The sequence below is a fragment of the Pseudacidovorax intermedius genome (genome assembly GCF_003350475.1).
GTDB lineage: Bacteria > Pseudomonadota > Gammaproteobacteria > Burkholderiales > Burkholderiaceae_C > Xenophilus > Xenophilus intermedius.
The window spans coordinates 129840-151306 of record NZ_QQAV01000007.1 but is presented as its reverse complement, the minus strand read 5'-3'; the positions used below and the strand labels follow the sequence as shown (position 1 = coordinate 151306).

Genomic DNA, 21467 nt, shown 5'->3' with positions numbered 1-21467 from the left:
GCCGGCGACGCACAGTGCGCCTCCCGGGCTGCTCCAGGCCTCATTCCCGACGATCCGCGCCATGTCCTCCCCCTTCCGTCCCCAGCGCCTTGCGGCGCTCTCGCTTCTCGGCCTGGCGGCTTTCGCCGCGCACGCGGCCGAACTGGCCGTGGGCTTCATGCCCGGTCCCTACCGCGACGCCTTCGCCAAGGGCATCGCGCCGCAGCTCGAAAAAAAGGGCTACCAGATCCGCTATGTCGAGTTCAGCCAGGGCGTGCAACCCAACGACGCGGTGCAGCGCGGCAACATCGACGCCAACATCTTCCAGCACACGCTCTACCTGCAGGCCACCAACAAAAGCCAGGGCTTCGACCTGGTGCCGGTGGTGCATGTGCCGACCCCGCCGATGGGCCTGTATTCGCAGAAGCACAGCAAGCTGGCCGATGTGCCCGACGGCGCCACGGTCACCCTGCCGGCCGACCCGGTCAACGCGGCGCGCGCGCTCAACATCCTGGCGGGGCTGGGCTGGGTGCAGCTCAAGCCGGGCGTGGACCCGATCAGCGTCTCCGAGCGCGACGTCGTCGCCAACCCCAAGCGGCTCAAGCTGGTGCCGCTGGACGCGGCCCAGGCGCCGCGCTCGCTGGCCGATGCCGACCTGGCGGCCGTGCAGGGCAACTTCGCCGTCGCCTCGGGGTTGAAGCTCACCGACGCACTCAAGCTCGAAGACATGACGCTGCCCTACGTGAACGTGGTGGCCGTCAAGCGCGGCAACGAGAACGCGGCCTTCGCCCGCGACATCGCCGAGGCCTACCGCTCGGCCGAGTTCCAGCGCGTCTTCCGCGCCAACCCGGTGTGGGCCGGCTACCGGCTGCCCGACTACTTCACGGCGTCGCAATGAGCGCAGCGCCCTTCTTCGACCGCCCCGCCGCCGACACCTGGCAGGCCCGCGCCCATGGGTTGCGACAGGCGCTGCAGGCGGACGCGCCCGTGCGCGACCAGGCGGGCGGCCGGCCCGTGGCGGCGCTGGCGCTGCTCAAGGGCAGCGGGCTGCTGCCAGCGCTGGTGCCCGTGCATCAGGGCGGCGGAGGCGCTTCGGTGTCCAGCCTGTTGCGCGCCGTGCGCGAGCTGGCCCGCACCGATGCCTCGGTCGCCTTGCTGCTGGGCCATCACATCGCGGCCGTGCTGGGCCTGGCGGTGCACGGCAGTGCACAGGCCCAGGCCCTGCTGGACGCCACAGCCCGACAGCGCTGGCTGTGGACGCATCCGCTGGACACCGACCTGCCCACGCTGGGCGCCCGGCGCATCGGCGCGGGCTGGCTGCTCGACGGCACGCTGCATGCCGCCGCCGGCCTGCATGCGGCCGACCGCCTGCTGCTGAGCTGGCCCGACGTGCGCGGACCGCGTGTGACGGCCAGTCTGCGGCTGGACCATCCCGGCGTCGGCCAGCCCGTGCTGGACGACGGCTTCGGCCTGCGCCAGGCGGGCGGCGGCACCCTGCTCCTGTCGGCCGTCCAGCTGGCCGAGGCCGAACTTCTCGGCGCTGCGGCCCGGCCCACCTCACCGCGCGCCGACCTCCCCGTCCTGCTGCAGCAGGCTGCGCAGCTGGAGGTCTTCATCGGCAGCGCATGGGGTGCGCTGGAGGAAGGCCGCGCCTACACCCTCACCGCCTCGCGGCCGTGGATCCATTCGGGCGTCGAGCGCCACGAGGACGATCCTTGGATCCAGCGCCGCTATGGCGAACTCGCGCTGCGGGTGCAGGCGGCCACCGAACTGGCCGACCGCGCCGGTCGGGACTTCGACCTGGCCCGGGCGGCCGGGGACGACCTGAAGGACGCCGCCCGCGATGCGCTGGCCGTGCAGATCGCTACCGCCCATCTGGAAGCCGCCGAGGCCGCCGACGCCGCGGGCAGCGGCATCTTCGAGCTGATGGGCGCACGCTCGGCCACGGTCGCCAACGGCTACGACCGCTTCTGGCGCGACACGCGCACGCTGCGCCTGGCGCAGCGCACCGACGCCCGCCAGCGCACGCTGGGCCGCTGGCTGCTGGGCGGCGCCGTGCCGCTGCCCCCGCCGGTCATGCCCGCCGCCGCCTTCGCCGCCCCCTCGCCATGAGGGCCCGCCGCACAGCCCACGCAGGAGTCCTTTCCTTGAGCGCCGTCATCCTTCCCCACCCCACGTTGCAGGAACAGCCACCGCCGCCGCTGTTCGAGCCCGAAAGCGCCAATCCCTACATCACCCGCGCCGCGGCGCTGCGGGCGCTGTTCGCCCGTGACGCCGCGCAGCGCGACCGCGCCGGCGGCCGACCCTCGGCGCAGATCGCCCTGCTGCGGCAGGAAGGCCTGCTCGCACTGCTGCTGCCCACGGCCGTGGGCGGCGAGGCCCAGCCCTGGTCGACGGCCCTGCGTATCACGCGGCTGCTGTCGCAGGTGGACAGCGCTGTGGGCCACCTCTACGGCTACCACTACGTCAGCATGCTCGGCCTGGGGCTGCGCCAGGTGCCGGCCCAGGTCGAGCCGCTGTGGCGCCGCTCCGCGCAGGCCCAATGGTTCTGGGGCAACACGGCCAACAGCTTCTCCAAGAGCCTGTTCGGGCGCCGCGAGGGCGATCACTTCGTGCTCGACGGCTTCCGACCCTTCACCTCGGGCTCGCATGTGGCCGACTGGCTCTCCATCGCCTGGGAGGATGCGGCCACCGGCGAGCGCCGCGCCGCCGCCATCGAGGCCCACCGCCCGGGCGTGGTGATCGAGGACGACTGGGACGGCATCGGCCAGCGGCAGACCGGCAGCGGTCGGGTCAGCTTCCATGGCGTGCGCGTGCATGCCGACGAGGTGCTGGGGCCGCCCGCCCCGCTCGACCCGACCCGCGCCCCTGCCGAGCCCTGGCGCACCGTCGTGCCGCTGCTGCAGCAGAGCGTGCTGCTGAACGTCTTCGTGGGCAGCGCACAGGGCGCCGTGCGTACCGCGCGCGACACGCTGCTGGACGCGCCCACCGCGCGCCGGCTGCAGCACGACCCCGCCGTGCAGCGCGTGCTGGGCGAGCTGTGGAGCCGCACCCGCGCCGCCACCGCGCTGGCCGACCGCGCCCTGCGCGCGCTGGACGCCGCCACCGCACGCGGCGTGCATCTCACGGCCGAGGAGCGCGGCGACGCCGCCGTCGCCATCGCCGCGGCCAATGGGCTGGCCGGCGAGGTCGCGCTGCAGGCCGCCACGGGCCTGATCGAAGCGCTCGGACCGCTGGCCGCCGACCGCGGCGCCGGGCTCGACCGCTTCTGGCGCAACGTGCGCATCCACACCCTGCACAACCCGGCCGAATACAAGGTCCGCAACGTCGGCCGCCACTTTCTTTCGGGCCAGCCGCCCGCCCCTGGAACCTTCCAATGACCGCCACACGCCCCCGCCAGCTGCACCTCAACATCAACGCCCTGCATTCGGGCTTCGTGCCCTCCGCCTGGCGCCTGCCCGAAAGCGCGCCCGACGCCTTCATCGACGTACACCACTACGTGCGCCTCGCGCGCATCGCCGAGGCCGGCAAGCTCGACGCGATCTTCCTGGCCGACAACGCCGCCATTGTCGACCAGATCGACTTCCGCCCCATCACCGCGCTGGAGCCCACGGTGCTGCTCACCGCCGTGGCCGCCGCCACCACGCACCTGGGCGTGATCGGCACCGCCTCCACCAGCTACAACGAGCCCTACAACATCGCGCGGCGCTTCGCCTCGCTGGATCTGGTGAGCGGCGGCCGCGCGGGCTGGAACGTGGTGACCACCGCCGACCTGCCCTCGGCCCGCAATTTCGGCCTGGAGGCCGTGCCCGACCATGCCCAGCGCTACCGCCGCGCCGACGAGTTCACCCAGCTGGTGAAGGACCTGTGGGACAGCTGGGAAGACGACGCCTTCATCGGCGACAAGGCCACAGGCCGCTTCGTGGACCTGGCCAAGGTGCATCCGGTGCGCCACCGCGGCGAGTTCTTCTCGGTGCAGGGGCCGCTGAACCTGCCGCGTTCACCCCAGGGCCGGCCGGTGCTGGTGCAGGCCGGTGCCTCGGCCGACGGCCGCGAGCTGGCCGCACGCCATGCCGAGGCCGTCTTCAGCGCCTCGCAGTCCTTCGAGGAATCGCTGGACTACGCCCGCGGCCTCAAGCAGCGTGCCGAGGCCCTGGGCCGCGGGCCCGACGCGGTGAAGGTGCTGGCGGGCCTGACCACCATCGTCGGCAGCACCGAGGCCGAGGCCCGCCGCCGGCGCGACCAGCTGGTGGACCTGATCCCGTGGAACTACAGCCTGACCCGCCTGGCCGGGACGCTGGGCGTGCCCGTGGACCGGCTGAAGCTGGACGAGCGCCTGCCCGAGGACCTGGCCCTGCCGGGCGGCGGCAACGGCAACCACACCTTCTTCCATGCCACCCTGGCGCATGCGCGGCGCGGCCAGTTCACCGTGCGTCAGCTGATCCGCGAGCTCGCCGGCGGCGGCGGCCACCGCGTGATCGTCGGCACGCCCGAACAGATCGCCGACGACATCGAGCACTGGTTCAAGGCCGGCGCCGCCGATGGCTTCAACCTGATGCCCGACCAGTTGCCGGGCGGGCTGCAGGACTTCGTGGACGGCGTGGTGCCGATCCTGCAGCGGCGCGGCATCTTCCGCACGGCCTACGAGGGCCGGACGCTGCGCGAGCACCTGGGGCTGGCGCGGCCGGCCGGGCGCGAGGCGACGCGTCGGGCGGCCTGAGCGCTGCGCCATGCACCCTGCTTGGCGCGGGCCGTCCGGACGCGCTGGCCCCCTTCACCCTGAGCCCGGCTGGCCCTGTTCCTGCGCCGCCGCCTGCAGCATCCAGTCACGCACCGCACGCACAGCGGCGTCGCCTTCACGTTCGGTGTTGAGCACCAGGGTGTAGTCGGGCGCACGCCAGCTGGTCGTCCGCAGAGGACACACCAGCCGCCCGGCCGCAACATCGCGCTGAATCAGCGGCAGCGACAGCAGCGCCACGCCCAGGCCTTCGACCGCGGCAGCCTGCTGCAGGAACACATGCTCGAACTCCATCTGCCGCGCGGGCAGAAGCCGGGGGACACCAGCCTGGCGCAGCCACTGGCTCCAGGCGCCCCGGGTGCTGGCGGAGTGCAGCAGGGTGTGGTGGCGAAGATCCTCCACGCTGCCGATGGGACGGTCGCTCAGCAGCGCCGGACTGCAGGCCGGCAGCCGCTCGTCCGCCATGAGTCTGAGCGAGACGAGGCCGGCGCCCTGCTCAGGCCCGGACCGCACGCCGATGTCGAAGGCATCGCCCACATAGCGCAGCCTGCGTGAGGTGGTGGACACCACCACATCGACGTCCGGAAAGCGCCGCTGGAACTCGGGCAATCGGGGCAGCAGCCAGCTCAACGCGAAGCTGACCAGCGCATTGACCTTGACCGTTCCCGACACGCGCGCAGCGGGCCTGCGCTCGCGCAGCCGGGCCGAGCCCGCGGCCAGCCGGTCGAAAGCGGCGCCGACATCGGCGAACAGGGTCGCGCCCTCGGCGGTCAATTGCACACCGCGGGCCCGGCGCTCGAACAAGGGCTTGCCGAACCATTGCTCCAGCAGGCGGATCTGCTTGCCGACCGCCCAATGGGTCACGTTCAGCGCCACCGCCGCGGCCGCAAAGCTTCCGTGCGTGGCCACGGCCTCGAAGCTGCGCAGCGCATTGAGCGGCGGCACCTGCCCACGGCCCGGTTCGGTCTCGGCAGGCTCAACAGAAGAGGGACTTTTTCTCCCCATAGGCGCGAGATTATGTCTGTGGTGAGGCAGGCAGCGCCGGCTTAGCATCGAGCCCATGACCACCCATCGCCTCCTCCCCGCCGACGCGGCCGAAGGACGGCAAGGCCGGTCGGAGCCCAAGCGCGTGCTCTGGGTGTCGTGCGTCGCCCATGCGCTGCACGACGGCTACACCGACCTGATTTATGTGCTGCTGCCGCTCTGGCAGACCGAGTTCGGTCTGAGCTACGGCGCCCTGGCTGTTCTGCGTGCGGTCTATGGCGGCACCATGGCCAGTCTGCAGCTTTCGGCAGGGCGGCTGTCGCAGTGGATCGGACGGCGCGCCACGCTCGCGTTGGGGACGCTGCTGGCCGCCCTGGGCTACGCGGTCGCCGGCCTGTCGGGCAGCCTGCTCAGCCTGTGCGTGGCGCTGGCGATCTCGGGCGTCGGTTCGAGCACGCAGCACCCGCTGGCCTCCGCCGCCGTCTCCCAGGCGTACGGTGCGCGCGCCCGCGGCCCCCTGGGCATCTACAACTTCGCCGGCGATCTGGGCAAGGCTGCCCTGCCCGCAGCCATGTCCTTCCTGCTGGTCTGGATGCCCTGGCGACATGCGCTGTGGACGGTCGCTGGGGCAGGCCTCGTGGCGGCCGTCGCCATTGCACTTCTTCTCCCGTCCCAGGCACGGCCTGCGCCGGCCAGGCATGCGCAGGAGCACGGCCGCGGCCTCCCGGCATCGAACACCGGCTTCCGGCTTCTGCTGGCCATCGGCGTGCTCGACACGGCCGTGCGCATGGGCATGCTGACCTTCCTGCCCTTCCTGCTGCAGAGGAAGGGCATCTCGCCAGCCATGCTGGGCACCGCCCTGGCACTGGTGTTCATCGGCGGCGCAGCGGGCAAGTTCCTCTGCGGCTGGCTGGGCGAGCGTCTCGGCCTCACCGGCACCGTGCTCGTCACCGAAGGCGGCACCGCGGCGTGCATCGTGGCCGTGATGCTGTGCCCCTTGTGGCCAGCCCTGGTCCTGCTGCCCTTGCTGGGGCTGATGCTCAACGGCACCTCGTCGGTGCTCTACGGCAGCGTGCCGGACATGGTCGCACCGGATCGGACCGAGCGCGCCTTCGCCGTGTTCTACACGGGCACCATCGCCTCGGGCGCCGTGTCGCCCATCGCGTACGGCCTGCTCGGCGACCAAGTGGGCCTCGTTGCGGCGACCTTCGCCACGGCGCTGACGGCCCTGGCGATCATTCCCCTGGCCTGGGTCCAGCGCGCGCACATGCGCTCAGAAAGTCCAGCGGGCCGATAGCCGCACGCTGCGCGGCTCCATCGGATGGACATGGCGGTCGGCGATGCCGCCGCCGCAGCGGTCGGACAGTACCTCGCTCGCCGTGCACGAGGCGTAGAAGTACTCGATGTCGTTGCCCTTCCTGCCCGCGAGGTTGAACACCTGCAGTCCCAGCGTGAGCTGCCGGTTGACGGCGTAGGTGCCGCCGAAGTTGAGCAGCGTGACGGGTCGCGATCGCACGCTGTCCAAGGTGTCCAGTGCCCGCGGGCCCATGTACCGAAGGCGCAGCGTGGCCATCCACGGGCCTTGCTGCCACACCACACCAGCCGCCGCCACGCGCTCGACGGCGTTGTCCACGAAGTTGCCCTCGCCGTCCGGCGAGGCGCCGCGGAACCGGGCGCGGGACCAGGCCAGGTCGGCCTCCACGCGCCAACGCCCGTCGATCTGCCAGCGCAGCGTCGATTCCACGCCATGGCGCTTGCTCGCGCGCCCGGGCTCCGTGGTGCCCGCATCGCCGACATAGACCAGCTCCGACCCCAGTTGCAGCTGCCACACGGCGACGGTCAGGCTCAGGCGCTCGTCGGGCTGGAAGCGCCAGCCCAACTCCGAGCCGGTGCCCTTGACCAGCGCCGGCACCCGCTCGGCCGGCAGGCCGGTCTGCGGATCGAGCCGGATGGTGGCACCGCGCACGTCGTTGCTGTGGAAGCCCTGCCCGGCGTTCAGGTAGAGCTCGTGGGCCGGCGCGACGGTCCAGGCCAAGCCAGCCTTCGGTGACAGCAGCGACTGATGGCCGCGGCCACTGTTGAGGGCGCCGTACACGGGCTCGCGGCCCTGCACGTCGTAGCCCAGCCAGGTGCCGCGCAGGCCGACATAGCTGCGCACGTTCGCGCCCAGCTCGACCAGCTGCTGGGCATGCAGGGCGATCTGGTCCTCGGACACCTTGTCGTTGCGCACGGTGCCCAGGCGCTGGCGGAACTGGCTCGGATACAGCCCCACCTCGCCGATGCGGTCGCCGCGCCACTCGGCACCGACGCTCAGGATCCCGTCCAGCCCACCGATGCGGTTGGGCCGCCGGTGCGTGGCCTGTGCGCCGTAGATGCGACGGCGATCCGTCTGCTCGAACTGGTCGCCCTGGGCCGGATTGGCCAGGAAGTAGGTGAAGTCGGAGAACAGGCCGAAGCGGTAGTCGATGGCATAGGCACTCAGCTCGGTGTCGCCCTCGGGGCCCTTGTCGAACCAGCTGGCCGACAGCGACAGCCGACGCGTCCGCCCCCCGTCCGTGGGGTTGAGGCTGCCGAAGCGGGAGAGCTCGCCACTGTCCACCAGCCGCTGCGGAATCTGGTCGGTCGAGGTCCACCGGCTCTGGTAAGCCATGGCGGTGACGCTCAAGCCGCGGCTGGCCGAGCCCTGCGAATAGCGCAGCACCGCATTCGTCTTGCGCAGATGTTCGGGCACCTGCCACGGACCGTCGTTGCCTTCCAGCTCCACGGCGCCCAGCCAGGTCTGGTCATCCACCGTGCGCGAGCCCGCTGCCAGCAGGCGCCGCAGGCCGTTCTGCCCCAGGGTGAATTCCGCGAAGGGACTGTCGAGCACGCTCACATAGTCCAGGCTGGCGCTGCCGGCCAGGGAGAAGTCGCCACTGTCGGCAAAGTACGGGCCCTTGCGGTAGCGCACGCCCGAGACCAGTTCGGGAATCAGGAAGTTGAGGTCTGCAAAGCCCTGGCCGTGGCCGTGCGTGGGCATGTTGACCGGCATGCCCGCCACGCGCATGGCGAAGTCGGTGCCGTGGTCCAGGTTGAAGCCTCGCAGGAAGTACTGGTTGGCCTTGCCATCGCCCGAATGCTGCGTGGCCACCACGCCGGGCACCGCCTCGACGATGTCGCCCGGCCGCAGCTTGGGCCGACTCTGGAAGGAGGCCTTCTCGGCGGCACCCTCGCTGGCGCTGTCGGCCGTGCCGATGCTGGCATCGCGCGGTCCCTTGACCGCGATCTCGGGAAGATGGCCCTGTTCGGCAGTCTGGGCATGCAGGGCCGGTGGATGGAGCAGGCTACAGGCAGCGGCCATCCAGGGCGACAGACGCGCAGCAGAAATCGGAGAAATCTTGAGCATGCGCAAATGTATGAAGAATTGCCAATTCCTCATACGTTCCGGCCACCCCATACGCCATCGGGCGTAGGTGACGCCGGCTCAGGTCAACGGGCTGAAGTGCTGGTGCGACGCCTGATCGCCCTTGCCGTGACCGTGCGCCTGACCTGCCACCAGCGGCACCAGGTGGATATTGCCGTGCCGCACGCCACGCTGGGCCACCAGTTGTTCGGCCAACGCCTGTACGGCCGCTGCCGGCCCCCTAAGCACGGCGGTCTCCATGCAATGGTGATGGTCCAGATGAGTGTGAAGGCTGGTGACGACCAGATCATGGTGATCATGCTGCAGGTCGAGCACGCGGCTGGTGACGGCCTGCTCATGGTGGTCGTACACATAGCTCACGTTGGCCACGCAGGCGGCGACACGGGCACGCGCGGTGCTGCGCTGCGCTCCGGCCTCGGCCAGCACCGCATCGCCCAGGCGGGCGCGGATCAGGTCGCGCACCGCCTCGGAACGGTTGGCATAAGCCTTGGCGGCAATGAAGGCGTCGAACTCTTTGGCGAGATCGTCGTCGAGGGAGATGGTGAAGCGCTGCATGGCGCCGATTCTTGCGCACCGGCGTGCGTGCTGCGCCTTTGTGGACGGTCGAACGGCGCTTCAGCCCACCAGCGGCGCCGGCACCGCGGCCAGCAGGCTGCGCGTGTACGCATGCGACGGCTGCGCCAGCACCTCGTCCACCGGCCCCCGCTCCACCACGCGGCCCTGATCCAGCACCACCACGCGGTCGGCCACGTGCCGCACCAGGTTGATGTCGTGCGAGATGAACAGCAGCGCCGTGCCCAGGCGCGACTGCAGCTCTCCGATGAGGTCGATCACCTGGGCCTGGATGCTGACGTCGAGTGCGGAGACCGGCTCGTCGCACACGATGAGCTGCGGCTCCGCTGCGAGCGCGCGGGCAATGGCGAGGCGCTGGCGCTGACCGCCGGAAAGCGTGCGCGGAAGGCGGTCGAGCAGGTCGGTCGCCAGACCCACCTGGGCCAGCAGGGCGCGCACGCGGGCGTCCCGCGCCTCGCCGCGCAGACCGGGCAGGTTCTGCGCCACCACATCGCGAACGCGGTAGCGTGGATCGAAGCTGCTGAGCGGATCCTGCGGGATGTACTGCAGCCGGGGCCGCAGGGCGCGCCGCGACGTCTCGGGCCAGCCCGACCAGGGCTGGCCCAGCAGTTGCACCTCGCCAGCGTCGGGCTCGTCCAGCCCGAGCACGATGCGCGCGCAGGTGGTCTTGCCGGAGCCCGAGGCGCCGACCAGGCCCAGCACCTCGCCCGCCCGCACTTCGAAGGACACATCCGACAGCGCGACGAAGGCCGGCTGCGCACGCAGGCCGCGCCGCCGGTAGCGCTTGCCAATGCCCTGCACGCGCAGCACGGGCTCGCCCGTCGGCGGCTGCCGGGGCGGCAGTGGCTCGCGCTCGATGCGCACGCGCGCCTGGGCCTGGGTTTCGTCCCGAACGAAGCGGGCCGAGGCCAGCCGGCTGCCACGCGACGAGGCGGAGGGCACGGCCGCGATCAACTGTCGCGTGTAGGCCTCGCGCGGCCAGGCCAGCACCTCGCGGGTGGGGCCCGACTCCACCACGCGACCGGCCCGCATCACGATCACCCGGTCGGCGATGCCGGCGACCGCCGACAGGTCATGGCTGATCAGCAGCAACCCCGCCCCGCTCGCACGCACCCGTTCGGCCAGCAGGCCGATCACCTGCTGCTGCAGCGCGGCGTCCAGCGCGGTGGTGGGCTCGTCGGCAATGATCAGGCGCGGCCCGGCGGCGATGGCGGCCGCTATCAGCGCGCGCTGGCGCAGCCCGCCGGACAGCTCGTGGGCATTCTGGTGCAGGCGCTGCTCTGGCTCGGGCATGCCCACCTGCGACAGCGTGTCGATCACGCGGCGGCGCACGGCCGTGCGGCCGCGCAGCAGGCGGTGCTGCGTCAGCACCTCGCCCACCTCGGCGCCGATGGGCCGCAGCGGATCGAGCGAGACCAGCGCGTCCTGCATCACCAGCCCCGCGAAGGTGCCGCGCAGGCGGCGCCAGTCGGCTTCGCCGAAAGCGCGCGCGTCGGCACCGTCGATCAGGAAGCGCTCGGCCTGAACCTGCGCGCCCGGGCCGGCCAGATGGATCAGGGAGCGGGCAGTGACGCTCTTGCCCGAACCCGATTCGCCGACCAGCGCCACGCATTCGCCCGCCTCGATGCGCAGGTCCAGCCCCTCGACCACGGTGCGCAGCCCGCCCGCGGCAGGAAAGCGCACCTGCAGGCCGCGCACGTCCACCAGCGGCGTCGCCGCCTGTACTTCAACGCTCATGACGACTGCCCCTCGAAGCGCCGCTGCAGCGCCTGCCCCAGCACGGTGAAGGCCACCACGGTGAGCGTGATCGCCACGCCGGGGAACACCCCGGGCCACCAGGCCACGCGCAGCACGTCGCGGCTTTCGGCCAGCATCACGCCCCATTCGGGCGTGGGCGGCTGCGGTCCCAGGCCCAGGAAGCTCAGGCCTGAGGCGGCCAGGATGGCCGAGCCCACGTGCACCGTGGCGGTGACGGGCACCGCCACCAGCACGTTGGGCAGCAGGTGGCCCACGAACACTTGCCAGCGGCTGCGGCCGTAGATGACGGCCTGCGTCACGTAGTCGGCGCGGCGCACCAGCTGCGTCTGCGCCCGCACCACGCGACCGAACTTGGGAATGCCGGCAATGCCCACGGCAATGGCAATGTTGGCCAGGCCCGGCCCCAGGAAGACCACCACCAGCATCGCCAGCAGCACGCCGGGAAAGGAGGAGATCACGTCGAACACGCGGGACAGCCCCTCGTTGGCCAGGCGATGGCGCTGGCCCGCCAGCAGACCCAGCAGCACGCCGATGCCCACGGCCAGCGCGGTACTGCCCAGGCCGATGGCCAGCGAGAAGCGGGCGCCATGGACGGTGCGCGCCAGCACGTCGCGCCCGAGCCGGTCGGTGCCAAAGGGATGCTCGACCGAAGGCGGCTGCAGCACGGCCAGGAAGTCGCCCTCCAGCGGATCGTGCGGCGTGAGCCAGCGCGGCGCCAGAGCCGCCACCGCCAGCAGCACCAGGAAGGCGGCCGACAGCAGCACGGCCACCACCGTGGCGGAAGGCCGGCGCAGCCGTCCGCCGAGACGCCGCGGCGCGTCCACACGGGTGCCAGGCAGAAGAAGATCGGGAATCGCACTCATGGGGAAGACGCCAGACGGGGATCGATGAGCAGGGCCAGCAGGTCCAGCAGCGTGGAGGCCACCACATGGACGAAGGCTGCCAGCAGCACCACGGCCAGCACCACCGGCACGTCGTGGCTGAGCACTGCGTTGAGGGTGACGGTGCCCAGGCCGGGCCGGCCGAACACCTTCTCGGTGATCACGGCGCCGCCCAGCAGCCCGCCGATGATCCAGCCGCCCAGCGTGAGCAGGGGCAGCGCCGCATGCCGCAGGACATGGCGCAGGCGCACCGCCCCCTCGCCCAGGCCGCGGGCCCGCACTGTGACGACGAAGGGCTGCTCCAGCGCCTTGTCCATGGCCTCGCGCAGCACCTGGGCCAGCAGGCCGGCCGTGGGCAGCGCCAACGCCAGCGCCGGCAGCACCAGCGAGCGCCAGCCCTCCGCGCCCGACACCGGGAACCACGGCAGCGTGAACGAGAAGCCGATCAGCAGCAGGATGCCCAGCCAGAACACCGGCGTGGAGGCGAAGGTCAGTTCCAGCGCCCCCGCAATGCGGCGGCCCAGGCGCCCCGGCCCGGCCGTGAGGCTGCCCACCAGCACGGCCAGCACCAGCGCGATCAGCCCGGCCGCCAGCGCCAGCTCGACGGTCGGCCCGACCTGCGAGGCCACCAGCCCGGCCACCGGCTGGCGCAGCGCATAGGAGGTGCCGAAGTCGCCCTGCACGATGCGACCCACGAAGGCCAGGTACTGCGCGCCCATGCTGCGGTCCAGGCCCCATTCGGCGGCGATGGCCTCGCGCAGGCCCGGGTAGTCCATGTCACCCGCCAGGATGTCCTGCACCTCGCCCGGCAGGGCATGCAGCGCGATGAAGGCCGCGGTGGTGCTGCCCCAGGCCACCAGCAAGCCGGCAGCCAGCCGCGAGAAGACGATGCGCCACATGGACGGTCAGCCGCTCAGGGCGCCGTGGCCAGCCACACGTCGTGGAAGTTCGACGGCGAGTCGAGCTGCGTCTCGAACGACAGGCCGCGCACCGTGCTCTTGGCGGCCAGCTGGTAGTTGGCGGCGAACAGCGGCACGATGATGGCTTCGTCCACCGCGTGGCGCTGGGCCTCGTCCACCAGCTTCTTCTTCTGCGCCAGGTCGGTGGAGGCCAGCGCATCGTTGATGTAGCCGAACAGCACCTTGTCGCCCTTGTCGGCCACGGCGCGGATGAAACCACCGTCGCCGATATTGCCCTGCAGCTCCTGCGCCGCATCGGCCGGCAGGTAGGTGTTGGGATAGATGGTCCAGGTGCCCTTCTGCAGCTGCTGGGCCCATTCGCCGGCGGTGATGAAGCGCAGGCGCAGGTCCAGCCCCACGTTCTTGCGCAGCTGCGCCTGTAGGCCCTGGATCAGCACTTCGCGGTTGTCGCGCACGAAAGGCTGCGGATAGCCGACCTCGATGGCCAGGCGCTGCCCGTCCTTGTTGGTGCGGAAACCCTCGGCGTCGTGGCCCGTCCAGCCGGCCTCGTCCAGGGCGCGGTTGGCAGCCTTGGCATCGAAGCGCCAGCGGCCCTCCAGCGTCTTGTTGTAGAAGTAGTTGTCCGGCCCGATGTTGGACCAGGCGCGGCGGTAGGTGCCGCGGTAGACGCTCTTGACCAGCGCGTCGATGTCGGCGCCGTCGCGCAGCGCACGGCGCACCCGCACGTCGGTGGCCGGCGCGATGGTGTAGTTGATGTTGAGCGTGAAGGCCGTCTGCGCACCCGCCGGTCCCACCAGGAACTGGAAGCCCGGCTGGTCCTTGAACAGGCCGATGTCGGTGGGCTGAACGCCCTCGATCACGTCCACCTGGCCCGACTTGAGGGCGCCTGCGCGCACCGCGTACTCGGGCAGGAAGCGCACCGTCACCTTGTCGAGGTAGGCGGGCCCCTGGTGGGCCGCATAGCCCGGCGCCCAGTCGTAGCGGGGGTTGCGCACGAAGGTGGCCGACTGGCCACGCGTGTAGTTCTCGAACACGAAGGGCCCGCTGCCGGCCAGGGCCGGGCCGCCGCCGCACAGCCCGTCGCCCGAGCGCAGCGACTTGGGCGAGATCAGGCCCAACCTCACGCTCGCGATGGACTCCAGCAGGCTCGAATCGGGCCGGGACAGCTTGAGCTGCACCTCGGTGGGCGAAATCACCTGCACCTCGTCCACCGCACGCAACAGCTCGCCCGAGCCGTTGGTGTTGCGCGTGTCGCGCACGAAGTCCAGGTTGAACTTCACGGCCTCGGCATCGAGCGGCGTGCCGTCGTGGAACACGATGCCCGGCTTGAGCTTGAAACGGTAGGTGCGCCCATCGGCCGAGACCGACCATTCGCGCGCCAGCCAGGGCAGGAACTTGCCGCCCTGCCCCTTGGCCACCAGCGAGTCGATGTAGTTGCGGATCAGGATGTAGGAGTTCTGCTGCGACGAGCGGTGCGGGTTGAAGCAGATGGGATCGGTGGTCACGCCGAAGGCGATCTCGCCGCCGCTGCGCGGCGCCTGGGCCTGGGCAGCAGCCGTGCCGGACAGCAGCATGGCGCCGGCCAGCGCGCGCCAGACGGATGCGCCGCGGCGCCGGGTCGGGGAGGAAAAAGGAGAGGACATGGAAGCCACCGCTGAAGGAAGAAGCGCGTGCAGCCAGGCAGGGGCTGCCGCAAAGCCCGCGATTGTTGAAAGCGCGGGCCGAGTGGCCAACGAAGGCTTTCGCAGAAGCATCCTCGCGCAGGGCAGAAGCCCCATCTCGGCCGTCGGCGTCGGCGCGAAGCGCCGGCGGAAGGGGTCGAACGCGCCCGTCACTGCCCCGCCGGCGCGCGCCACACGATGTCGGCGACGGCGATCTTGCGCGGAATGATCCCCAGCGCCTGGAAGGTGTCGGCCAATTGCTGCTGCTGCGCGACGTGCGCATCCGTCACCGGCCCGAAGGAGAACTCGGCGCGCCCGAAGGCCGCCGACCAGGACCGCACGTCGATGCCGGTGGCCTCGGCCGCCAGCGCGGCAAGCTCGTCCCGGTGCTGGCCGGACCAGACCGTCAGCTTGCCGATCTCGTCCAGCGTGGCACTCAGCAACGCGGGTTGGCGCGCGGCGAATTCCTTGCCCGCCATGTAGTAGGAGGCGCTGGCAAGGCGCTTGTCGGAGGTATCGGCGATGACGCGTGCGCCATAGCGTTCCTGCGCGATCGCGTAGTACGGGTCCCAGACCACCCATGCGTCGATGTTGCCGCCGTTGAAGGCGGCCGTGGCATCGGCCGGCGACAGGTAGACCGGGGTGATGTCGTCGAGCTTCAGGCCGGCCGTTGCAAGGGCCTTCACCGTCACGTTGTGCGCGCTGGAGCCTTTGCCGAAGGCCACCTTGCGGCCCCGGAGGTCGGCGACCGAGCGCACCGGCGAATCCTTGGGCACCAGCACCGCATGCTGCGCCGAAGGCGTGGCAGCCGCATAGACGAGCTGCGATCCGCCGGCCTGTGCGAACACCGGCGGTGTGTCGCCGACCGAGCCGAGGTCGATCACGCCGGCGCCGAGGGCCTCCAGCATCGGTGGCCCGAACTGGAACTCCACCCACTTCACGCTCGACACGCCCAACGCCTTCAGCCGCTTCTCGATCACCTGCTGCTTGCGCACGAGAAGTAGGAGCGCCGAGCCTTTCTGGAAACCGATGCGAACCTCGCGGGGCGGGGCGGACTGCGCGCGTGCCGACGGCACAAGGCCCCAGGCCGCGGCCGACAGCGCGAGCAACGCGTCGCGGCGACGCAGCGGAAGATCGAAGGAAGAAGGCATGCAGGCTCCAGCAAGGCGCGAAAACGATGGGCCTGCGAGGCTAGGGGCGCGGCGCTGCGCTGTCGAATGCGCTCTTCGCGCTTGCTTATGCGCGGCGCGTCGATGGCACGCAGCGGGCCGGCATCGGTGAATGCGTGCGGGGCGTGTGTCGACCGCCGCCCTACCCGGCGAGCGCCTGCCGGAGGTAGGCGGCCGTCGCGCTCTCCGACCGGGTTGCGGCGACCTGCGCGGGCGTCCCCTGCGCCACGATGCGGCCGCCTTCCGCACCCGCGCCAGGCCCCATGTCGATCACCCAGTCGGCCGCCGCCACGACGCGCATGTCGTGCTCGACCACCAGCACCGTGTTGCCGGCGTCCACGAGCGTCTGCAGCGGCGCCATCAGCCGCTCGACGTCCGCGGGGTGCAGGCCGGTCGTGGGTTCGTCCAGGATGTACAGGGTGCCCCCGCGCGGCACGCGCTGCAGCTCGGTGGCGAGCTTGATGCGCTGGGCCTCGCCGCCGGACAGTTCGGTGGCCGGCTGGCCCAGGCGCAGGTAGTCCAGCCCGAGTTCGCCGAGCAGCTTGAGCGTCGCCGCGATGCGCGGCTGCGCGTCGAAGTGCGCCCGGGCCTCCTCGACCGTCAGGTCCAGCACCTGCGCGATGTTCTTGCCGTTCCAGGTGACGGCCAGGGTGTCGGCGTTGTAGCGCGCGCCGTGGCAGGTGGGGCATGGCGCATACACGCTCGGCATGAACAGCAGCTCCACGCTCACCGAGCCTTCGCCCTCGCAGGTCTCGCAACGCCCCTTGGCGACGTTGAAGGAAAAGCGCCCCGCGTCGTAGCGCCGTCGGCGCGCCGACGGCGTCGAGGCGAAGAGCTGCCGGACGGCGTCGAACAGCCCGGTGTAGGTCGCGAGGTTGGAGCGGGGCGTGCGGCCGATGGGCTTCTGGTCGACCTGCACGAGCCGGCGCACCGCCTCGGCGCCGGCGCCCAGCTTGCCGGCCATGGGCGTTGCCCAGGCGTCGTCGCCGGCCTCTGGCGGGTCGTCGTCAGGCGCGGCGCCTCGGCCGAGCCGCTGCTGCAGCAGTTCGGCGAGCACCTGGGTGACGAGCGTGGATTTGCCGGAGCCGGACCGGCCGGTGACGGCACACAGCACGCCGAGCGGAATGCGGACGTCGAGCCCGCTCAGGTTGTTGCGGCGGATGCCTTCCAGCGCCAGCCACTGGCTGGGCGCGCGGCCACGGCCGGCCGGGGCAAGCCGGTCGGCGCGAAGGAAGCGCGCGGTGACCGAGCGCTCGACGGCCGCGAGCCCCTCGGGCGGTCCGCTGTAGAGCACCTCGCCGCCGCGGCTGCCGGCGCCGGGCCCGACGTCGACGATCCAGTCGGCGCGCCGCATGGTCTCCACGTCGTGCTCCACCACGAACACCGAATTGCCGTTGCGCCGCAGCTGCATCAGCGCATCCAGCAGGGCTTCGCCGTCGGCCGGGTGCAGGCCGGCGGATGGCTCGTCGAGCACGTAGACCACGCCGAACAGGCTCGAGCGGATCTGCGCCCCCAGCCGCAGGCGCTGCAGTTCGCCCGGCGACAGCGTCGGCGTCGCGCGGTCCAGCGTCAGGTAGCCCAGGCCGAGCCCGAGCAGGGTCTGGATGCGCTCGCGGATCTCCGTGGCGAGCCGTTGCGCGGCCAGGCGCTTCTCCTGCGAGCCTTCGGGTGTGCGGCGCACGTCGGGTGCCGCGGCGTGGGACGCCTTGCCCCGTGCAGACCGCACGGCGCGCGCCGCGCGGGACTGCGCCGCGCCGAGCGTCTGCGAGGGGCGCGTCGTCGCCGCAGCCCGCCCTTGCGCCGCCGCGGCCAACAGGTCGTGCACGGCCGCCAGCGGCAAGGCGGCGACCTCGCCGATGTCGTGCCCTTCGAAGGTCACCGACAGCGCCTCGGCCTTCAGACGCTTGCCCTGGCAGGCCGGGCAGAGCCCACCCACCATGAAGCGCGAGACGCGCCGCTTCATGAGCTCGCTCTGGCTGGTGGCGTAGGTGTGGAGCACGTAGCGGCGCGCGCTGGTGAAGGTGCCCTGGTAACTCGGTGCCAGCTTGCGGCGCAGCGCCTGCCGCGTCTCGGCCGGGGTGAAGCCGGCATAGACCGGCACCGTGGGCTGCTCGTCCGTGAACAGGATCCAGTCGCGCACCTTCTTCGGCAGCTGGTGCCAGGGCGTGTCGACGTCATGGCCGAGCGTGACCAGGATGTCACGCAGGTTCTGGCCCTGCCAGGCCGTGGGCCAGGCGGCCACGGCGCGCTCCCGGATCGTCAGGGACGGGTCCGGCACCATCGACGCCTCGGTGACGTCGAACACGCGGCCGAGGCCGTGGCAGGTCGGGCAGGCACCCTGGGGTGTGTTGGGCGAGAAGTCCTCCGCATAGAGCATCGGCTGGTCGGCCGGGTAATGCCCTGCACGGGAGAAGAGCAGGCGCAGCAGACTCGACAGCGTGGTCAGGCTCCCGACCGTGGAGCGCGAGCCCGGCGTGCCGCGCGACTGCTGCAGCGCCACCGCTGGCGGCAGGCCGTCGATCCGGTCGACCTCGGGCACGCCCACCTGGTCGATCAGGCGACGGGCATAGGGCGCCACCGAGTCGAGGTAACGCCGCTGCGACTCGGCGAAGATCGTGCCGAACGCCAGCGACGACTTGCCCGAGCCGGAAATGCCCGTGAACACCACGAGGGCGTCGCGCGGAATGTCCACGTCGACGTCCCGCAGGTTGTGCTCGCGCGCGCCGCGCACGCGCACGAAGCGCTCGATGTCTGCGTGCTCTGGCGTGCCGCCACGTGCCGAGGTGTTCGACGCGCCTGCGGCCGCGGCCGGCGCTGGTGTGGCGGTGGATTTGCGGCTTGCGGATCTTTGCATGGGCGCACTGTGCATGCAGCCCGCCGTGGCAGGGACGGAACATGCCGGCTCCTGCTATAGGAGATGGCGCGGAAGGTGCCATGGTGGCGCTGGCGGATGGCAGTGCTCACGGAAGTACCTGCGGACGCACTCTGCAGCGCAGCGCCGCCGAGCAGTGCACACGCACGCTCGGACACGGGCTGCTGCGCTCATGCGCGCCCATAGCAAGCAAGCGCGAAAAACGTCGTTGGCAGCGTGAGCTGCCCCACCTAGGCTTCGACGCTTTCCGCAATGCACGGATGCGCCGCACGCCGCCCACGGGCCTGGCGTCCGCGGCCACGCCGGCCCTCCTGCCTTTCCCATGTCTTCAAACCCTCCCGACGCCGACGCCCTGGCGCAGCGCTTTCGCCCCCTCTTCCAGCAGATCGCCGAGGCCGCGCCGCAGCGCGAGCATGAGCGCAGGCTGGCGCACGACGCCATCGACGCGCTCAGGCAGGCCGGCTTCGGCGCGCTGCGCGTGCCCCGCGCCCACGGCGGGCTGGGCGGCACGCCGGAGCAGCTGTTCGACCTGCTGATCGAACTGGCCGAGGCCGACTCGAACCTGCCGCAGGCACTGCGCGCGCACTTCGGCTTCGTCGAACGGCTGCAGGCCGAGATCGATGCCGAGCGGCGCGTGCCCTGGCTGCGACGCGTGGCCGACGGCGCCCTCTTCGGCAACGCCACCACCGAGGCCGGCGACGGCACGCTGGGCCGGCTGCAGACCCGGCTGTTCCGCGAGAACGGACGCTGGCTGCTCGAAGGCGAGAAGTTCTACAGCACCGGCACGCTTTACGCCGACTGGGTCAGCGTGACGGCGCAACGCGAGGGCAACGAACCCGGCGCCTACCGCACGCTGGCCGTGGTGCGCACCGACTCGGCGGGCGTGGAGCGCCTCGACGACTGGCGCGGCTTCGGCCAGCGGCTGACGGCCTCGGGCACCACGCGGCTGCACCGCGTCGAAGTGCCGGAAGAGAACATCCTCGAATTCCCCGCGCGCGAGGCGACCTCGCTGCCTGCCGTGTTCCAGCTCTTCCACGTGGCCACGCTGGCCGGCATCGCCCGGGCCATCGTGCGCGACGCGACCGCCTTCGTGCAGGGCCGCAAGCGCGTCTTCAGCCACGGCAGCGGCACCGCGCCGCGCGAAGACCCGCTGGTGCAGCAGGTGATCGGCCAGCTCGAAGCCACCGCCTACCTCGCGCGGCTGGTCGTGCAGGACGTGGCGCGTGCGCTGGGTGACATCGACCGCCTGCGCCAGGCCGGCCAGCCCGTGCCCGAGGCCGCACTGGTGGACGTCGAAGTGCGAGCCACCAAGGCGCAGGTGGTGACGACCGATGCCGTGCTGCAGGCCGCCACGCGGCTCTTCGACGTCGGCGGCGCCACCGCGCTGCAGGAAGACCGCCGCCTGGACCGCCACTGGCGCAATGCGCGCACGCTCGCCTCGCACAACCCGGTGATCTACAAGGCCCGCGTGCTGGGCGACCACACCCTCAACGCCAGCCGGCCCACCTTCTACTGGGCCGTCGGCACTGCCGCCTGAGCCGCGCGTCATCGCCACGGCCCGGACATGCGCGCACCGGATATCGACATGCACCATGCTTCGTTGTGGTGCAGCGGCCGGCCCGGCACAGTGGCGACCCCGTGTTCGGACACTCTGCTTTCCACTGCTTCATGCCTCTCTTCCTCCGCCGCCGTGCCGCCATCGCCGCGCTCTCGCTCCTCTCCCTCGGCGCCCTCGTGCCTGCCGCCCATGCCCAGGACAAGGCGGCCATCAAGGTCGGCATCTCGGTCGGCAACGCCGAGAAGATCTTCGAGGTGGTCAAGAAGGTCGCGGCCCGCGACGGTCTGGACGTCCAGGTTGTGGTCTTCAACGACTACCAGCTGCCCAACGCGGCGCTGGCCGCCGGCGACCTGGACGCCAACGCCTTCCAGCACCAGCCCTTTCTGGACAACCAGATCAAGGCCCGCGGCTACGACATCGTGCCCGTCGGCCTGACGGTGACGGCGCCGCTGGGCTTCTACTCGCGCAAGATCAAGTCGGCGCAGGAGCTGCCCGAGGGCGCCTCGGTGGGCATCCAGAACGACCCCTCCAACGGCAACCGCGCGCTGCTGCTGCTGCAGTCGGCCGGCCTCATCACGCTCAAGCCCGAGGCCGTGAAGAACAACACCGCCACCCCGCTGGACGTGACGGCCAACCCCAGGAAGCTCAAGCTGGTGCCGCTGGACGCGGCGCAGCTGCCGCGCTCGCTGGACGACCTGACCATCGCCTCGATCAACAACGACTACGCCGAGAAGGCGGGCCTGTCCTTCGTGCGCGACGCGGTCATCAAGGAATCGCCCCAGAACCCCTATGCCAACCTGATCGCGGTGCGCCGCGCCGACAAGGACAAGCCCTGGGCCAAGAAGCTGGTGGCGGCCTACCAGTCGGCCGAGGTCCGGCGGTTCATCGAGACGACCTTCAAGGGCGCGCTGATCCCGGCGTTCTGACGCTTCCCCGTGCGCGCCTGAACGTCCTGGCCGACGCACGCGCCG

The 21467-nt window shown here is 71.5% G+C and carries 16 protein-coding genes; 7 read left to right on the top strand and 9 right to left on the bottom strand.

Annotation, left to right across the window (positions count from 1 at the left end; genetic code table 11):
• Positions 1–61: 61 nt before the first annotated feature.
• From DFR41_RS17755 to DFR41_RS17740, 4 genes are read left to right on the top strand one after another with little or no spacing between them, the layout of a single operon-like run.
• Positions 62–877, top strand: coding sequence for a MetQ/NlpA family ABC transporter substrate-binding protein (locus DFR41_RS17755; RefSeq protein WP_114803701.1), 816 nt, complete (start codon positions 62–64; stop codon positions 875–877).
• Positions 874–2091 carry an acyl-CoA dehydrogenase family protein gene (locus tag DFR41_RS17750; RefSeq protein WP_114803700.1) on the top strand — a complete coding sequence of 406 codons (1218 nt, stop codon included), beginning with the start codon at positions 874–876 and terminating at the stop codon, positions 2089–2091. Before DFR41_RS17755 ends, DFR41_RS17750 begins: the two co-directional genes overlap by 4 nt.
• Positions 2092–2126: 35 nt before the next feature.
• Positions 2127–3359, top strand: coding sequence for an acyl-CoA dehydrogenase family protein (locus tag DFR41_RS17745; RefSeq protein WP_211322619.1), 1233 nt, complete (start codon positions 2127–2129; stop codon positions 3357–3359).
• Positions 3356–4699: an LLM class flavin-dependent oxidoreductase gene (locus tag DFR41_RS17740; RefSeq protein ID WP_114803698.1), complete on the top strand. Its 1344-nt coding sequence runs from the start codon at positions 3356–3358 to the stop codon at positions 4697–4699. The genes DFR41_RS17745 and DFR41_RS17740 overlap by 4 nt, the downstream gene beginning before the upstream one ends.
• A 54-nt stretch (positions 4700–4753) precedes the next feature.
• On the opposite strand, the gene DFR41_RS17735 is transcribed toward DFR41_RS17740, so the two are convergent.
• Complete coding sequence (locus DFR41_RS17735; RefSeq protein WP_114803697.1) at positions 4754–5722, bottom strand: LysR substrate-binding domain-containing protein; 969 nt, start codon at positions 5720–5722, stop codon at positions 4754–4756.
• Positions 5723–5777: 55 nt separating this feature from the next.
• Between DFR41_RS17735 and DFR41_RS17730 the strand changes: the two genes are divergently transcribed.
• The gene (locus tag DFR41_RS17730) at positions 5778–6998 is read left to right on the top strand and encodes an MFS transporter (protein WP_114803696.1); all 1221 of its coding nucleotides are present in this window, start codon (positions 5778–5780) and stop codon (positions 6996–6998) included.
• On the opposite strand, the gene DFR41_RS17725 is transcribed toward DFR41_RS17730, so the two are convergent.
• The 8 genes from DFR41_RS17725 to DFR41_RS17690 all read right to left on the bottom strand — a co-directional run bounded on the left by DFR41_RS17725 (position 6975) and on the right by DFR41_RS17690 (position 18920).
• The gene (locus DFR41_RS17725; RefSeq protein WP_244917792.1) at positions 6975–9086 is read right to left on the bottom strand and encodes a TonB-dependent receptor; all 2112 of its coding nucleotides are present in this window, start codon (positions 9084–9086) and stop codon (positions 6975–6977) included. The genes DFR41_RS17730 and DFR41_RS17725 overlap by 24 nt on opposite strands.
• A gap of 78 nt (positions 9087–9164) precedes the next feature.
• Positions 9165–9659, bottom strand: coding sequence for a nickel-responsive transcriptional regulator NikR (gene nikR / locus DFR41_RS17720; protein WP_017757430.1), 495 nt, complete (start codon positions 9657–9659; stop codon positions 9165–9167).
• A 60-nt stretch (positions 9660–9719) separates the two neighbouring features.
• Complete coding sequence (gene nikE / locus DFR41_RS17715) at positions 9720–11414, bottom strand: nickel ABC transporter ATP-binding protein NikE (RefSeq protein ID WP_114803695.1); 1695 nt, start codon at positions 11412–11414, stop codon at positions 9720–9722.
• On the bottom strand, positions 11411–12298 hold the full coding sequence (locus DFR41_RS17710; RefSeq protein ID WP_114803694.1) for an ABC transporter permease: 888 nt from the start codon (positions 12296–12298) through the stop codon (positions 11411–11413). The genes nikE and DFR41_RS17710 overlap by 4 nt, the downstream gene beginning before the upstream one ends.
• On the bottom strand, positions 12295–13215 hold the full coding sequence (locus DFR41_RS17705) for an ABC transporter permease (protein ID WP_114803693.1): 921 nt from the start codon (positions 13213–13215) through the stop codon (positions 12295–12297). The genes DFR41_RS17710 and DFR41_RS17705 overlap by 4 nt, the downstream gene beginning before the upstream one ends.
• Before the next feature lie 14 nt (positions 13216–13229).
• On the bottom strand, positions 13230–14879 hold the full coding sequence (locus tag DFR41_RS17700) for an ABC transporter substrate-binding protein (protein ID WP_211322618.1): 1650 nt from the start codon (positions 14877–14879) through the stop codon (positions 13230–13232).
• Positions 14880–15067: 188 nt separating this feature from the next.
• Positions 15068–16006, bottom strand: a complete 939-nt coding sequence (locus DFR41_RS17695) for an aliphatic sulfonate ABC transporter substrate-binding protein (protein WP_244917791.1) — start codon at positions 16004–16006, stop codon at positions 15068–15070.
• A 202-nt stretch (positions 16007–16208) separates the two neighbouring features.
• A complete protein-coding gene (locus DFR41_RS17690) occupies positions 16209–18920 on the bottom strand; it encodes an excinuclease ABC subunit UvrA (protein ID WP_114803805.1) in 2712 nt (903 codons plus the stop codon).
• 340 nt (positions 18921–19260) lie between these two features.
• On the opposite strand from DFR41_RS17690, the gene DFR41_RS17685 reads away from it, so the two are divergent.
• Both DFR41_RS17685 and DFR41_RS17680 read left to right on the top strand, forming a co-directional pair.
• The gene (locus tag DFR41_RS17685; protein ID WP_114803690.1) at positions 19261–20475 is read left to right on the top strand and encodes an acyl-CoA dehydrogenase family protein; all 1215 of its coding nucleotides are present in this window, start codon (positions 19261–19263) and stop codon (positions 20473–20475) included.
• Positions 20476–20606: 131 nt separating this feature from the next.
• Positions 20607–21422, top strand: coding sequence for a MetQ/NlpA family ABC transporter substrate-binding protein (locus tag DFR41_RS17680; RefSeq protein ID WP_114803804.1), 816 nt, complete (start codon positions 20607–20609; stop codon positions 21420–21422).
• Positions 21423–21467 lie beyond the last annotated feature (45 nt).